The sequence below is a fragment of the Nocardia sp. NPDC058176 genome, from assembly GCF_042883805.1.
In the GTDB taxonomy this organism is placed as follows: domain Bacteria; phylum Actinomycetota; class Actinomycetes; order Mycobacteriales; family Mycobacteriaceae; genus Nocardia.
In genome coordinates, this window is the sequence record NZ_JBHVVA010000009.1 from 90122 (window position 1) to 102484 (window position 12363).

The following is a 12363-nucleotide window of genomic DNA, read 5'->3' on the forward strand; positions in this document are numbered from 1 at the left end:
CGAATTCGATGACCACCCAACGTAATCCGTGGCTGGCGCTGTTCGCGCTGGTGGTCGGCTTCTTCATGATCCTGCTGGACATGACGATCGTCGCCGTCGCCAATCCGGCGATCATGACCGAGTTGAGCACCGACATCTCCAGCGTCATCTGGGTCACCAGCGCCTACCTGCTCACCTACGCGGTGCCGCTGCTGGTGACCGGCCGCCTCGGTGACCGGTTCGGCCCCAAGAACATCTATCTGATCGGCCTGGCGATCTTCACCGGCGCCTCGCTGTGGTGCGGCCTGTCGGGCAGCATCGGCATGCTGATCGCCGCCCGCGCCGCGCAGGGCATCGGCGCCGCGCTGATGACGCCGCAGACGATGGCCGTGATCACCCGCACCTTCCCGCCGAACAAGCGCGGCGCCGCGATGGGCCTGTGGGGCGGGGTCGCCGGGCTGGCGACGCTGGTCGGGCCGATTCTGGGTGGTGTGCTGGTCGACAGCCTCGGCTGGGAGTGGATCTTCTTCGTGAACGTGCCGGTCGGCATCATCGCCTTCGCCCTGGCGGTGTGGCTGGTGCCCGCGCTGCCGACCACCGACCACAAGTTCGACTTCGTCGGCGTGATCCTCAGCGGGGTCGGCATGCTGGCGCTGGTGTTCGGCATCCAGGAGGGCAATGCGCAGGACTGGTCGTTGCGGATCTGGTTGCTGATCGGCTTCGGCGCGGTCATGCTCGTGGTGTTCGTGATCAATCAGTCCCGCAACACCGGCGAACCGCTGGTGCCGCTGAGTCTGTTCCGCGACCGCAACTTCGCGCTGTCGAACCTGGCGATCGCCGCGATGGGCGCCGCGGTCACCTCGATGATGGTGCCCTCGTACTTCTACCTGCAGGCGGTGCGGGAGATGTCGCCGACCAGCTCGGCGCTGGTGTTCGCGCCGATGGCGCTGATGACCGGTTTCACCGCGCCGTTCATCGGCAAGTTCTCCGACCGGCTCCCGCCGCGCCTGGTGCCGACCATCGGCTTCGTGCTGTTCGCCGCCTCGGTGTTCGCCTTCGCCGAGCTGATGACCCCCGATTCCTCGATCGGGTTCTTCCTGGCGGCGGCCGCCGTCGCCGGTCTGGCCAACGCCTGCATCTGGGCGCCGCTGGCCTCGACCGCCACGCACAATCTGCCGGTCGCCAAGGCCGGTGCGGGCGCCGGTGTCTACAACACCACCCGTCAGGTCGGGTCGGTGCTCGGCAGCGCGGCCATCAGCGCGCTCATCGCCGCCCGGCTCACCGCCAACGGTCTCGGCGGTGGGGCGCCGATCGGCGAGGGCACGGCCACCGGGCCGCTGCCCCCGCAGGTCGTCGACGAGTTCAGCAGTTCGCTGGCGCAGTCGATGCTGTTGCCCGCCGCCATCCTGGTCATCGGCATCATCGCCTCGGCGCTGTTCGTCGGTCACGGGAAGTCCGGTGCTGCCAACGCCCCGGAGCGGGCGAAAGCCGACGCGAGCGCCTGACCTCGTCGCGATCGTCGACCCGGCCTCCCGGTCGGGTCGACGGGGGCACGAGCTGTCCGGCAGCCCGCCAGGGCGAAGTTGGCGGCGCGTCGGGCGCCGTGCGGGCGGCGTGGTCGGTGGCGGTGGGTAGTCTGCGCGGCATGACAGCACGTTCCCTCTCGCGTTTCGTGTCTGCAGTCTTCGTGGCAGCCGCGATTCCCCTGGTCTCGCCCATGCACTCCGCCGTCGCGGCGCCCTGTGCCGATATCGAGGTGGTGTTCGCCCGTGGCACCGCCGAGCCCGGTGGCGCCATCGGGTACACCGGTGTGTCCTTCGTCGAAGCGATCCGCGCGAACGCGCAGGGCCGCTCGGTCGGCGCGTACGGGGTCGCCTACCCAGCGAGCAGCGACTTCACCGACCGGCTCGCCTTCGCCCACACGGTCCTGCAGGGGATCGGCGACGCTCAGCGCCGGGTCGAGTTCATCGCGGCGAACTGCCCCGGCACCCGGATCGTCCTCGGCGGCTACTCCCAGGGCGCGGCGCTGATCGGATTCGCCACCGGCACCGAGGAACCCGACGGCGTCCCCGCGGAATACCGCTCGTACCTGCCCGTGCCGATGGCACCGGAGATCGCCGAGCGCGTCGCGGCGGTCGCCCTGTTCGGCAAGCCCTCGGACCGCTTCATGGCCGACGCCGGTGCCCCGCCGGTGGTGGTCGGCACCCCGTACCGGGACAAGACCATCGACCTGTGCATCGCCGCCGACACGGTCTGCGACGGCTCCCCCCTCGCCCAGCCCAACGGCCTGCACGTCCTCTACGGCGTCAACGGAATGACCCTCACCGCAGCCCAATTCGCGGCACAGCGGTTCTAGGCGACCACACCGAACACCGCGAACACGACCGGCCCGATCGGTCTGGCCGGGGCGTTCGAGCGCCCTCGGGACCTTGTGGCCGACCGGTCCGAGGGCGCGACTCAGTGGCGCAGCTGGGCGATCAGCGCGTCGAGCGAGAGGTCGCCCGGTCCGAAGCAGACGATGACGCCCGAGAGGGTGAACAGCATCAGGTCGTACTCCCAGCCGCCTTCGCTCGCCCAATACGGGCTGCGCCAGCGGAAGATGTGGATCGACATCGTGCCGAGCATGAGCAGCATCAGGCCCGCGGCGGGCAGGGGGCTGAGCAGGCCGAGCAGCACGCCGATTCCGCCGAGCAACTCGGCGGTGCCCACGAAATAGGCCAGGGGGAGCGGTAGGGAATTGCGTGTCGCGAACTTGCGCGTATCCGTGAACGCCGTGCGCGCGCCGGCGACGAAGGCCGCGCCGACGACGATCCGGACCAGCAGCAGGAGCAAGTCGTGCGCGGCTGTCGCCATCCGCGCGACGCTACCGGGCGATCCGGGCGGCGCCGCCATCGGTGACCGATTCGTGACGGCGAAAGCGCAGACGGATGGCGGTGTTGAAAACTACACTACGTAGTAGACATTCCCGCTCGGTAGGAGGGTTCCATGACCGAGACGACCACACCGGAATCGACACTGCGCATCGCCACGGGCGTCTTCGCCGTCGCCTTGTTCGTCCACGGGGCCGACCACATGCGCCGGGGAATGAACGTCACCTCGGCACTGGTGAACGCCCTTGGCACCCTGCAGATCCTGTTCGCCCTGCTGACCGTGTTCCTGGTGTTCCGCCGCCATCCGGCCGCGCCACGAGCCGCCATGCTGATCGGCTTCGCCAGCGCCATCGGCTTCACCGTCGTGCACTTGCTCCCCGACTGGTTCGGCCCGCTCAGTGACAGCTTCATCAACGCCCCGCCCGAGGCTCGCGTCATCGGATTCTCCTGGTTCGCCGCCCTGTTCGAGGTCGCGGCCGGGCTCGCCATCGGCATCGCGGGCGCCCGCGCCCTCCGCGCCAGGCAACTGCGTCCAGCCTGACGAACCCGCCGGATCGCCACCTGGACGGTCGATCATCAGGCACTGGTGGTTTTTGCTTCTCGGCCGATGCTTGCGTGAGTGCCTGGTGATCGACCGTCCAACATCGCACCGGGGCGGTCCCGTCGAGGGATCGGGTCAGGGCTGCACGTCTTTGTGGCGCTGGTAGTAGCGGGCGACGCGGGCGCGGTTGCCGCAGCGGGTGGGGGAGCACCACTGGCGGCGGGGGTGGGTGGGGACGAACAGGAGGACGCAGTCCTCGGCCGCGCAACGGCGCAGTTTGCCGATCGCCGGATCGGTGAGGAATTCGGCGGCGGCTTCGGCGAGTGCGGCCGCGACTCGGATGCCCGCCGTGCCCTCGCGGTGTCGCGTCGCGACGACCGTGGCCCCGTCCCAGCCCAGGCGCTGGATCGCGGGGGCGGCTGCCTGGGCTGAGGTGAGGCCACGCAGCGCGGATTCGGGTGGACGTCGGTGCTCGAGGAGTGCGTCGAGCACGGTTGCGGTGTGAGCGCGGACTTCGTGGACCGCCGCGAGATCGGCGGGGGACGGGTCGGTGATCGCCAGGTCCGGGAATCGGTCGGCCTGCGCGGACAGCCAGCTCGACAACGCCGAGGGTGTCGCGAGCAGGTCGGCGCCCAGCGGGCGGGTGTTGACCAGGTCCACGGCGAGGGGTTCGCCGATCAGCGATGCGGTCATCTTCTAATGGTACATCGAAGCATTGACACATTAGTGAGAGTGGGTCTAAAACTAATGCATCAACCACGGATGAAAGCATGTGAAATGAGCGAGTCGCCCCGCATCGAGCATCACACCGTCGACATCGACGGCGTCGAGGTCTTCTATCGCGAATCCGTCCCGGCCGACCCGGAAGCCCCGGTTCTGCTTCTGCTGCACGGTTTTCCGTCGGCCTCGCACCAGTTCCGCACCCTGCTGCAGACCCTCGGCGCCCGCTACCGGCTGATCGCCCCCGACTACCCGGGCTTCGGATACACCAGCGCGCCTGCCGATTTCGACTACACCTTCGACCGGCTCGCCGAGACGATCGCGGGCTTCGTCGAGCACCTCGGCCTGGTCCGCTTCGCCATGTACCTGTTCGACTTCGGCGCACCCGTCGGCTTCCGGCTCGCCCGGCGCTTCCCGGACCGTATCGCCGGGCTCGTGGTGCAGAACGGCAATGCCTACGAGGCCGGATTGTCCGACGGCGCCCGCGAATTCGTCGCACTGAGCCCCGAACAGTCCGGCGCGGAGGACACCATCCGCGGCCTGCTCACCCCGGCGGGCACCCGGGGCCAGTACGAGCACGGCGTCGGTGACCCCGCCCTGCTCGCACCCGACAGCTGGACCCTGGACCAGCACTTCCTCGACCTGCCCGGCCGCAAGAACGCCCAGGTCTCGCTGGCCTTCGACTACAAGTCCAATGTCGCGGCCTACCCCGGCTGGCAGGCCTGGTTGCGCGACCACACCCCGCCGACGCTGATCGTCTGGGGCGCCAACGACCCGTTCTTCCCCGAACCGGGCGCCAAGGCCTACCTGGCCGACCTCCCCGCCGCCGAACTCCACCTGTTCGACACCGGCCACTTCGCCCTGGAGACCCACCTGCCCGAGATCGCCCCGCTGATCGCGGACTTCCTCGACCGGACATGACAAAAGGGCGGTGCCGACGGGGATGAACCCGCCGACACCGCCCTCAGGCGCTACGACTCAGCTGTAGATCTTGTCGACCTCGCCGGCGTACTGCTTCATCACGACGGCGCGCTTGAGCGACATCTTCGGGGTGAGCTCGCCACCCTCCTGGGTCCAGTCGACCGGGAGGATGCGGATCTTCTTGATCGCCTCGGCCTTGGAGACCTTCTTGTTGGTCTCGGCGACCGCGGCGTCGATCTCGGCGATCAGCGCCTCGTTCTCGATCAGCTTCTCGATCGCGGTGTCGGCGGCGACGCCGTTGCGCTCCTTCCAACCCGGCAGAGCCTCCGGGTCGAGGGTGATCAGCGCGCCGATGAACGGCTGGCCGTCACCGACCGCCATCACCTGGCTGATCAGCGGGTGCGCGCGCAGGGAGTCCTCGAGCACGGCGGGGGAGACGTTCTTGCCGCCCGCGGTGACCAGGATTTCCTTCTTGCGACCGGTGATGGTGACGAAGCCGTCGGCGTCGATGGCGCCCAGGTCGCCGGTCTTGAACCAGCCGTCCTCGAACGCCTCGTCGGTGGCCTCGGCATTGCCCCAGTAGCCGTCGAACACGACCGAGCCCTTGAGCAGCAGCTCGCCGTCCTCGGCGATCTTGGCCGCGTGGCCCTGGATCGGGCGACCGACCGAGCCGACCCGGATGAACTGCGGGGTGTTCACCGTGAACGCGGCGGTGGTCTCGGTCAGACCGTAGCCCTCGTAGATGGTGACGCCCGCGCCACGGAAGAAGTGGCCCAGGCGCGCGCCCAGCGGGCCGCCGCCGGAGACCGCGGCCAGGCACTGCCCGCCGAGGGCCGCGCGCAGCTTGCTGTAGACCAGCTTGTCGAAGACGAAGTGCTTGACCTTGAGACCGAGGCCGGCACCACCGTTCTCGAGCGCCTCGCTGTAGGCGATGGCGGTATCGGCCGCGGCGTCGAAGATCTTGCCCTTGCCCGCGTCGTGCGCCTTCTGCTTGGCGGAGTTGAACACCTTCTCGAACACGCGCGGCACCGAGAGGATGAAGTCCGGCTTGAAGTCGCCGAACTGCTCGACCAGGGTCGTCCAGTCCGAGCTGTGGCGGATGGTCACCTTGGAATCGAAGGCGATCAGCGCGACCGCGCGGGCGAACACGTGCGCCAGCGGCAGGAACAGCAGCGTCTTCTGGCCCTCGGAGACGAACGCCGACAGCTCGATGCCGCCCGAGCGCGACTCCGCGTAGAGGTTCGCGTGGGTCAGCTGCACGCCCTTGGGCTTGCCGGTGGTACCCGAGGTGTAGATCAGGGTCGCGGGCGAGGCCGCGCCGACCTGCTTGCGACGCTCGTGCACGACCGAGTCGTCGAGGTCGGCGCCACGCTCGAGCAGCGTGTCGATCGCACCCTTGTCGATCTGCAGGGTCTCGGTGAGCGCGGTCAGCGCGCCCGCCTCGATCTCCTCGATCGTGGCGCGGTGCTTGTCGTTCTCGACGACGAGCACCTTGGTCTCGGAATCCTGCAGGATCCACTTGGCCTGCTCGGCGGCCGAGCTGTCGTAGATCGCGACGGTCACGCCACCGGCGGCCCAGATCGCGAAGTCGAGCAGCGTCCACTCGTAGCGGGTGGCGGCCATGATCGCGACGCGGTCGCCCAGTTCGATGCCGGAGGCGATGAGCCCCTTGGCAACGCCGGTGACGGCTTTCGCGAACTCTGCCGCCGTGACGTCATTCCAGCCGCCGCTGCCGTTCGGGACGTTGAACAAGACCGTGTTCGGCGTCTCCTCGGCGAAACGGAAGACGTTGTCGGAATTGTTCGCGTCGTCCGGGATGGTGTAGGAAGCCGGAACTTCGAACTCTCGCATCTGTGCCCTTCCAGTGGGTTCTACTCGCCAGTAATCTACGACACGTTTGGACGGCACGCGATATCGCCGTCCAAAAAATCTGTCACCAGGACTTATCGTAAGTCGTCGATCGATACGGGCTGGATTGCTTCTCGCAGGAATTCTGCGAGTTCGCTGAGTGCCAGTGCGGCCTCGGTGACCAGCGCTGCCTGTAGTTGCGCGACATGCCACAGACCGCGGGTCTCGGTGAATCGGACATGCACGCCCGCTCCACGCAGTGCTGTGACGAGCGTCGTGCACTGGTTGTGCAGGAGCTCGCTCACATCGACCTGCACGTAGGTGGGCGGCAGGCCGATCAGGTTTCCGGCGAGAGGCGCGTATCCTGCCTCGTTCGCGTCGCCGTCGCCCAGGTACATGGCGGCGCACGCGAGCGACCACGGCCGGTTGATCACCAGATCGCGCTCCCGGTCCGGCACGAGCCGCGGATCGACCCAGGGGGCGATCAGGCCGAGTGCGGCCGGGGTCATCTGGTGTCGCTCGATCAGCCGCTGCGCCAGTGCCAGCGACAGGCCGCCGCCCGCCGAGTCACCGGCGATACAGATCTGGTCGGGCCGGTAGCCCACGTTGTCCACCAGATCCAGGAACGCGGCCTCGGCATCGTCGAGGCCGGCCGGGAACGGGTGTTCGGGGGCGAGCCGGTAGTCCAGCGAGTACACCGCGCAGGAGGTCTCCTGGGCGAGCCGGGCCACCAGCGAACGGTGCGTGGTCAGCGAACCGACCACGTAACCGCCGCCGTGCAGATACAGGATCGCGCCCGCGGCACGCTCCGGCGGGACCGCCCGGGTACGCGAACCCGGGATGGCCGCCTCGGCGATGATCCGCTCGGCCGGGCGGCCGCCCAGCTGCAGGTGCTGCACGACCGAACCGTCGGGCATCAGCTGCAGCAGGGAGACCGCGTCGAGCAGGGTGCGCTGCACCGCGACCGGCAGCCGCGAGTTGAGTACCACCCGGAACACCGGGTCGAGTACCGCGCGGGCGATCGGCAGCGGAATCTTGAAGTCGCGCATGGCGTTTTCCTGGTCCGGTCAGTTCGGCATGAAGCGGCCGTTGACCACGGCCGAGATCCGGTTGTAGCCCGAGGCGAGGAAGCGCACGCTCACATCGAGCACCTTGGCCTCCCAGCCGATCAGCACGCGCGCGTGACCCTTGCGCACACCCTCGGTGATGGTCTGCGCGGCCATCTCCGGGCTGTGGATCGCCAGGTACTTGTCGAACAGCGAGGCGGTGTTGGCGCCGTCGATGCCCTCGGCGTAGGTGGCGTTGCGGGCCACCGCGGTCTTGATGCCGCCGGGGTGCACACAGGTGACCTTGACCGGCGCCTTGGAGATCTTCATCTCCTGGTAGAGCGCCTCGGTGAAGCCGCGCACCGCGAACTTGGCCGAGTTGTAGGCGGCCTGACCGGGCACGGTGACCAGGCCGAACAGGCTGGAGACGTTGACGACGTGGCCGTCGCCGGACTCGATCAGCATCGGCAGGAACGCCTTGGTGCCGTTGACGACGCCCCAGAAGTCGACGTCCATGATGCGTTCGATGTCTTTGAAGTCGGTCTTCACGACGTCACCGTGGTAGGCGATGCCCGCGTTGTTGTACACCTGGTGCACGACGCCGAAGTGCGCCTTCACCGAGTCGGCGTAGACCAGGAAGGCCTCGCGCTCGGCCACGTTGAGGCGGTCGGACTTCACCTGCGCGCCCAGCGCCTCGGCCAGCCGCACGGTCTCGGCCAGGCCCTCGGCGTCGATGTCGGAGAGCGCGAGCTTGGCGCCACGACGGGCCAGGTTCTCGGCCAGTGCCCGGCCGATGCCGGAACCGGCACCGGTGATCACGCACACCTTGTTCGTGAAGTAAGCATCTTTGCTCACTGAGCTGCCACCACTTTCAGATCGGCTTCTGCGGTTGTCGTGTCGTAGGCGGAGACATCGAAATGCTTGGTGAGCCTACGGAATTCGAAGGTGAAATCGGGCCACAACGTGGTGTTGTTGCCGTGCTTGTCCATGTACCAGCTGGCGCAGCCGCCAGTGTTCCAGACGGTCTTTTCCATCTTCTTCTTCAGGTCGACGTTGTAGGCGCGCTGGGCGGCCTCGCGGACCTCGACCGTGCGCAGGCCCAGCTTGTCGACGGTGGCCAGCGCGTCGCTGATGTAGTTGATCTGCGATTCGATCATGAACACCATCGAGGTGTGGCCGAGGCCCACGTTCGGGCCGAGCAGGAAGAACATGTTCGGGAAGTTGGCGATCGTGGAGCCCTTGTAGCCCTGCTGGCCGCCCTCGTCGAACACCTCGGCCAGCGTGCGGCCGTCCTTGCCCACCACGACGTTGTAGGTGGGCGAGTCGGTGACGTGGAAGCCGGTGGCCACGATCAGCGCGTCGATCTCGCGCTCGGTGCCGTCCTCGGTGACGATCGAACCGGCCTTGACCTCGGCGATGCCGTCGGTGACCACGTCGACGTTGTCGCGGTCCAGCGCGGGGTAGTACTCGTTGGAGATCAGCATGCGCTTGCAGCCGATCCGGTAGTTCGGGGTGACCTTCTTGCGCAGCTCCGGATCGCGGATCTCGAACTGCAGCTTGGCGCGCGAGATGGCCTCGAAGCCCTTCATCAGCACCGGGAACTTGGCCAGGCCGACGACCTGGGTCTCGCGGATGGCGTAGATGGCCGAGCGCGACAGTCGCTGCACGATGGGCAGGTGCTTGAAGGCCAGGCGCTCGGGCAGCAGGTAGGGGCGGTCCATGCGCGGCAGCAGCCACGGCGCGGTGCGCTGGTAGACGTCGAGCGAGGCGACCTTGTCGGCGATGGCGGGCACGATCTGGATCGAGGAGGCGCCGGTGCCGATCACGGCGACGCGCTTGCCGGTCAGGTCAACATCGTGGTCCCAGCGGGCCGAGTGGAAGATCTCGCCGGTGAAGTCGTTGATGCCCTTGATGTCGGGCAGTGCGGGCTCGCAGAGCGCGCCGACCGCGGAGACCACGGTGTCGGCGGTGAAATCGCCCTTGCTGGAGCCGATCTCCCACCGCGCGTCGTCGTTGTTCCAGCGGATGCTGGTGACATCGCAGTCGAAGATGTGGCGGTCGAGCACGTTGGCGCGCTCGGCGACGCCGCGGATGTAGGACTGGATCTCGCCCTGCTTGGAGAACGACCGCGACCAGTTCGGGTTGGGGGCGAACGAGTACGAGTACAGGTGCGAGGGCACATCGCAGGCAGCACCGGGGTAGGTGTTGTCCCGCCAGGTGCCGCCGACATCGCTGCCGCGCTCGAGGACGAGGAAATCGCCACGACCCTGCTCGCTCAACCGGATGGCCAGCCCGAGGCCCGCGAACCCGCTGCCGACGATGATCGTCTTGACGTGGCGGGTGCCGCGGTTGTCGACGACTTTGTCTGTAACCTTGCGACTCATGTAATGCAGACTACGGTCTTATTGAGGCGGAGTCAACAGTTATTGAACCAGACTCAGTAGTGGCTAGGATGGCTGACGTGAGTATCAGGAGTTCAGCAGGGACCAAGCGTGTCCGGCTCAGTCCCGAGGAGCGTCGGCTGCAGCTGATCACCCTCGGCGCGGAGATGCTGGCCGATCGGTCGCTCGAGGACGTCTCGGTCGACGACATCGCCAAGCAGGCCGGTATCTCGCGCGGTCTGCTCTTCCACTACTTCGCCTCCAAACAGGAGTTCCACGAGGCGATCGCGCGGCACGTGAGCACCGAGTTCTTCACCGCGATCATGCCCAATCGCGAGCTGTCGCTGTTCGACATGCTGCGCGATTCGATCGAACGATTCGTCGACTACGCCACCGAGCACTCCGCGTCCTACCGCTCCGTGCTGCGCGGGCCGGCCAGCGTCACCCCCGACATGGCCGACTATGTCAACGAAACCCGCGGCGCCATCGCCGATCTCATCGTCAGCGAGCTGCCGCTGCCGCCGGAGGATCCCGATCTCGCGCGGCTCACCCTCGCCATCCGCGGCTGGATCGCGTTCGTGGAGGAAACGATTCTCACCTGGATGGTCGAGAAGCCGATCGGGCGGGAGGATCTGGTCGATCTGCTGGTCGAATCCCTGCCCGCGCTCGCACTGAGTCCGGCGCTGATCGCGGCGCTGCGGGGCTGATCGAGACTGTCTCCGCTGCCGGGTTCAGCGGACGCGCGCGGGCCGGGCCACCGCCTGGATCGCCAGCAGCGCCACCACCGCGACTCCCGCGACGACCACGACGACGATCGGCGTCGGCGCGGACCAGAACACGAGGGTCAGGGCCGCGACCAGCAGCACGCCCCAGCTCAGCGCCCGCGCATTGCGGTCGACGGCGCGCGAGACCGAACCCGCCGAATCCGGGCCGACGTGGCCGAGCGCGGTCGCGGCGCCCGAACGCAGGGCCGTGGCCAGTCGTGACGGACCGGCCAGAATCGCGCCGAGGGTGAGCACGAGCCCGAGCACGGCGACCGCGCGCAGTCCGACGCGCAGGGGGTCGACGAGGGTGTCGAAGAGGGTGCGCGCGACCGCCGGGTCGAGTGGGACCGCGTCCAGATAGCGGTGACGGCCGAAGGCGATCGCCAGCGCGAGCAGGGTCATGGTGCCGAGCAGGACGGCGCCCAGCAGTGCGATGGCCTGGCGTCGTCTGGTCGCCGGGGCGATGGCGATCGCGGCGGTGGCGGTGAGCAGCGCGGCCAGTGGGAGCAGGTCGTCGGCGCGGTCGAGTACGCGGGTGAGCCGCTGGGCCTGCGCGATGCGCGGGTCCTCGAAGACGACGAGTTCCACGCGGGGCGTGGGTATTTCGTCGGCGAGGGTGAAGCCGCGATCGTGCAGCCGGGTGCGGACCTCGGCCGCCACCTGGTCGAGCGGGACCCGGACGGTGCCCTCGGCGTCGACCTCGAGTGGGCCGGAGCCGGTGAGCACGCCGGACACGGCGGTGTGCGCGGCCCGGTTGGCGGTGGTCCACAGCTGGGCGAATCGGTCGCCGCGCACCACCGATTCGGTGGTCTCGCGCACCAGGTCCTCGGTCTGCGCGGTGAGCAGGACCGGCAGGCTGGCCAGCGCGGCCCGCACGCGCGGCGAGGCGTTGTCGGCCCGGTCCTCGGCGAGGGTGTCGGCGAGGTCGGTGGTCAGGCCCGCGACATCGAGCTGGGCCATGATCGCGGCGGTGACGCGGTCGGTGATGGCGTCCTGGACGGTGGGATCGGTGGCCAGCGGGGCCACGGTCGCGACATAGCGCTCGGTGTCGAGCAGCTCCGAGCGGACGTAGCGGGCCGCGACCGTGCCGAGCACGAGGACGCCGGTGAGCACCAGCAGCAGGATCGCCGCCACGAATCGCGCCCGGCTCGCGCGTGGGGACTGCTCTGCGACCATCTGCCCTCCTCGGTGGCAGTGCTGGATCGGCCCAGGATACGACCGTCGGCGGTGATCGCGGCGACCTCGGCGCGCCGGGCGCGTTGCGGGATCGATACCGCGGCTGTGTTAACAGTC

At 68.4% G+C, this 12363-nt stretch carries 12 protein-coding genes; 5 read left to right on the plus strand and 7 right to left on the minus strand.

Going from position 1 to position 12363, the window contains the following annotated elements; genetic code table 11:
* The first annotated feature begins 8 nt into the window (after positions 1–8).
* Both ACFVVM_RS31205 and ACFVVM_RS31210 read left to right on the plus strand, forming a co-directional pair.
* Complete coding sequence (locus ACFVVM_RS31205; protein ID WP_387625639.1) at positions 9–1484, plus strand: DHA2 family efflux MFS transporter permease subunit; 1476 nt, start codon at positions 9–11, stop codon at positions 1482–1484.
* Positions 1485–1624: 140 nt separating this feature from the next.
* Complete coding sequence (locus tag ACFVVM_RS31210) at positions 1625–2335, plus strand: cutinase family protein (RefSeq protein WP_387625641.1); 711 nt, start codon at positions 1625–1627, stop codon at positions 2333–2335.
* Positions 2336–2436: 101 nt separating this feature from the next.
* On the opposite strand, the gene ACFVVM_RS31215 is transcribed toward ACFVVM_RS31210, so the two are convergent.
* Entirely contained in the window at positions 2437–2832 is a 396-nt protein-coding gene (locus tag ACFVVM_RS31215) for a DoxX family protein (RefSeq protein ID WP_387625643.1), read from the minus strand.
* A gap of 132 nt (positions 2833–2964) precedes the next feature.
* Between ACFVVM_RS31215 and ACFVVM_RS31220 the strand changes: the two genes are divergently transcribed.
* Positions 2965–3390, plus strand: coding sequence for a hypothetical protein (locus ACFVVM_RS31220; protein WP_387625645.1), 426 nt, complete (start codon positions 2965–2967; stop codon positions 3388–3390).
* A 135-nt stretch (positions 3391–3525) separates the two neighbouring features.
* On the opposite strand, the gene ACFVVM_RS31225 is transcribed toward ACFVVM_RS31220, so the two are convergent.
* On the minus strand, positions 3526–4083 hold the full coding sequence (locus ACFVVM_RS31225) for a CGNR zinc finger domain-containing protein (protein WP_387625647.1): 558 nt from the start codon (positions 4081–4083) through the stop codon (positions 3526–3528).
* A gap of 84 nt (positions 4084–4167) precedes the next feature.
* On the opposite strand from ACFVVM_RS31225, the gene ACFVVM_RS31230 reads away from it, so the two are divergent.
* On the plus strand, positions 4168–5031 hold the full coding sequence (locus ACFVVM_RS31230) for an alpha/beta fold hydrolase (RefSeq protein WP_387625649.1): 864 nt from the start codon (positions 4168–4170) through the stop codon (positions 5029–5031).
* A gap of 57 nt (positions 5032–5088) precedes the next feature.
* On the opposite strand, the gene ACFVVM_RS31235 is transcribed toward ACFVVM_RS31230, so the two are convergent.
* The 4 genes from ACFVVM_RS31235 to ACFVVM_RS31250 all read right to left on the minus strand — a co-directional run bounded on the left by ACFVVM_RS31235 (position 5089) and on the right by ACFVVM_RS31250 (position 10309).
* Positions 5089–6882: an AMP-dependent synthetase/ligase gene (locus ACFVVM_RS31235; RefSeq protein ID WP_387625651.1), complete on the minus strand. Its 1794-nt coding sequence runs from the start codon at positions 6880–6882 to the stop codon at positions 5089–5091.
* A gap of 92 nt (positions 6883–6974) precedes the next feature.
* Positions 6975–7928, minus strand: a complete 954-nt coding sequence (locus ACFVVM_RS31240) for an alpha/beta hydrolase (RefSeq protein WP_387625653.1) — start codon at positions 7926–7928, stop codon at positions 6975–6977.
* A gap of 18 nt (positions 7929–7946) precedes the next feature.
* The gene (locus ACFVVM_RS31245; protein ID WP_387625655.1) at positions 7947–8780 is read right to left on the minus strand and encodes an SDR family NAD(P)-dependent oxidoreductase; all 834 of its coding nucleotides are present in this window, start codon (positions 8778–8780) and stop codon (positions 7947–7949) included.
* Positions 8777–10309 (minus strand): flavin-containing monooxygenase, encoded by a 1533-nt coding sequence (locus ACFVVM_RS31250; RefSeq protein ID WP_387625657.1) that lies wholly within the window; start codon positions 10307–10309, stop codon positions 8777–8779. The genes ACFVVM_RS31245 and ACFVVM_RS31250 overlap by 4 nt, the downstream gene beginning before the upstream one ends.
* A gap of 68 nt (positions 10310–10377) precedes the next feature.
* On the opposite strand from ACFVVM_RS31250, the gene ACFVVM_RS31255 reads away from it, so the two are divergent.
* Entirely contained in the window at positions 10378–11013 is a 636-nt protein-coding gene (locus ACFVVM_RS31255; RefSeq protein WP_387625659.1) for a TetR/AcrR family transcriptional regulator, read from the plus strand.
* Positions 11014–11037: 24 nt separating this feature from the next.
* Here the strand turns inward: ACFVVM_RS31255 and ACFVVM_RS31260 are convergent, their stop codons facing one another.
* Positions 11038–12246, minus strand: coding sequence for a hypothetical protein (locus ACFVVM_RS31260; RefSeq protein ID WP_387625661.1), 1209 nt, complete (start codon positions 12244–12246; stop codon positions 11038–11040).
* Positions 12247–12363: the final 117 nt, after the last annotated feature.

Excerpts from the sequence above, each read along its gene's own strand:
- ACFVVM_RS31205 (WP_387625639.1), top strand. The coding sequence starts at position 9 with ATGACCACCCAACGTAATCCGTGGCTGGCGCTGTTCGCGCTGGTGGTC.
- ACFVVM_RS31210 (WP_387625641.1), top strand. The coding sequence starts at position 1,625 with ATGACAGCACGTTCCCTCTCGCGTTTCGTGTCTGCAGTCTTCGTGGCA.
- ACFVVM_RS31215 (WP_387625643.1), bottom strand. The coding sequence starts at position 2,832 with ATGGCGACAGCCGCGCACGACTTGCTCCTGCTGCTGGTCCGGATCGTC.
- ACFVVM_RS31220 (WP_387625645.1), top strand. The coding sequence starts at position 2,965 with ATGACCGAGACGACCACACCGGAATCGACACTGCGCATCGCCACGGGC.
- ACFVVM_RS31225 (WP_387625647.1), bottom strand. The coding sequence starts at position 4,083 with ATGACCGCATCGCTGATCGGCGAACCCCTCGCCGTGGACCTGGTCAAC.
- ACFVVM_RS31230 (WP_387625649.1), top strand. The coding sequence starts at position 4,168 with ATGAGCGAGTCGCCCCGCATCGAGCATCACACCGTCGACATCGACGGC.
- ACFVVM_RS31235 (WP_387625651.1), bottom strand. The coding sequence starts at position 6,882 with ATGCGAGAGTTCGAAGTTCCGGCTTCCTACACCATCCCGGACGACGCG.
- ACFVVM_RS31240 (WP_387625653.1), bottom strand. The coding sequence starts at position 7,928 with ATGCGCGACTTCAAGATTCCGCTGCCGATCGCCCGCGCGGTACTCGAC.
- ACFVVM_RS31250 (WP_387625657.1), bottom strand. The coding sequence starts at position 10,309 with ATGAGTCGCAAGGTTACAGACAAAGTCGTCGACAACCGCGGCACCCGC.
- ACFVVM_RS31255 (WP_387625659.1), top strand. The coding sequence starts at position 10,378 with ATGGCTGACGTGAGTATCAGGAGTTCAGCAGGGACCAAGCGTGTCCGG.
- ACFVVM_RS31260 (WP_387625661.1), bottom strand. The coding sequence starts at position 12,246 with ATGGTCGCAGAGCAGTCCCCACGCGCGAGCCGGGCGCGATTCGTGGCG.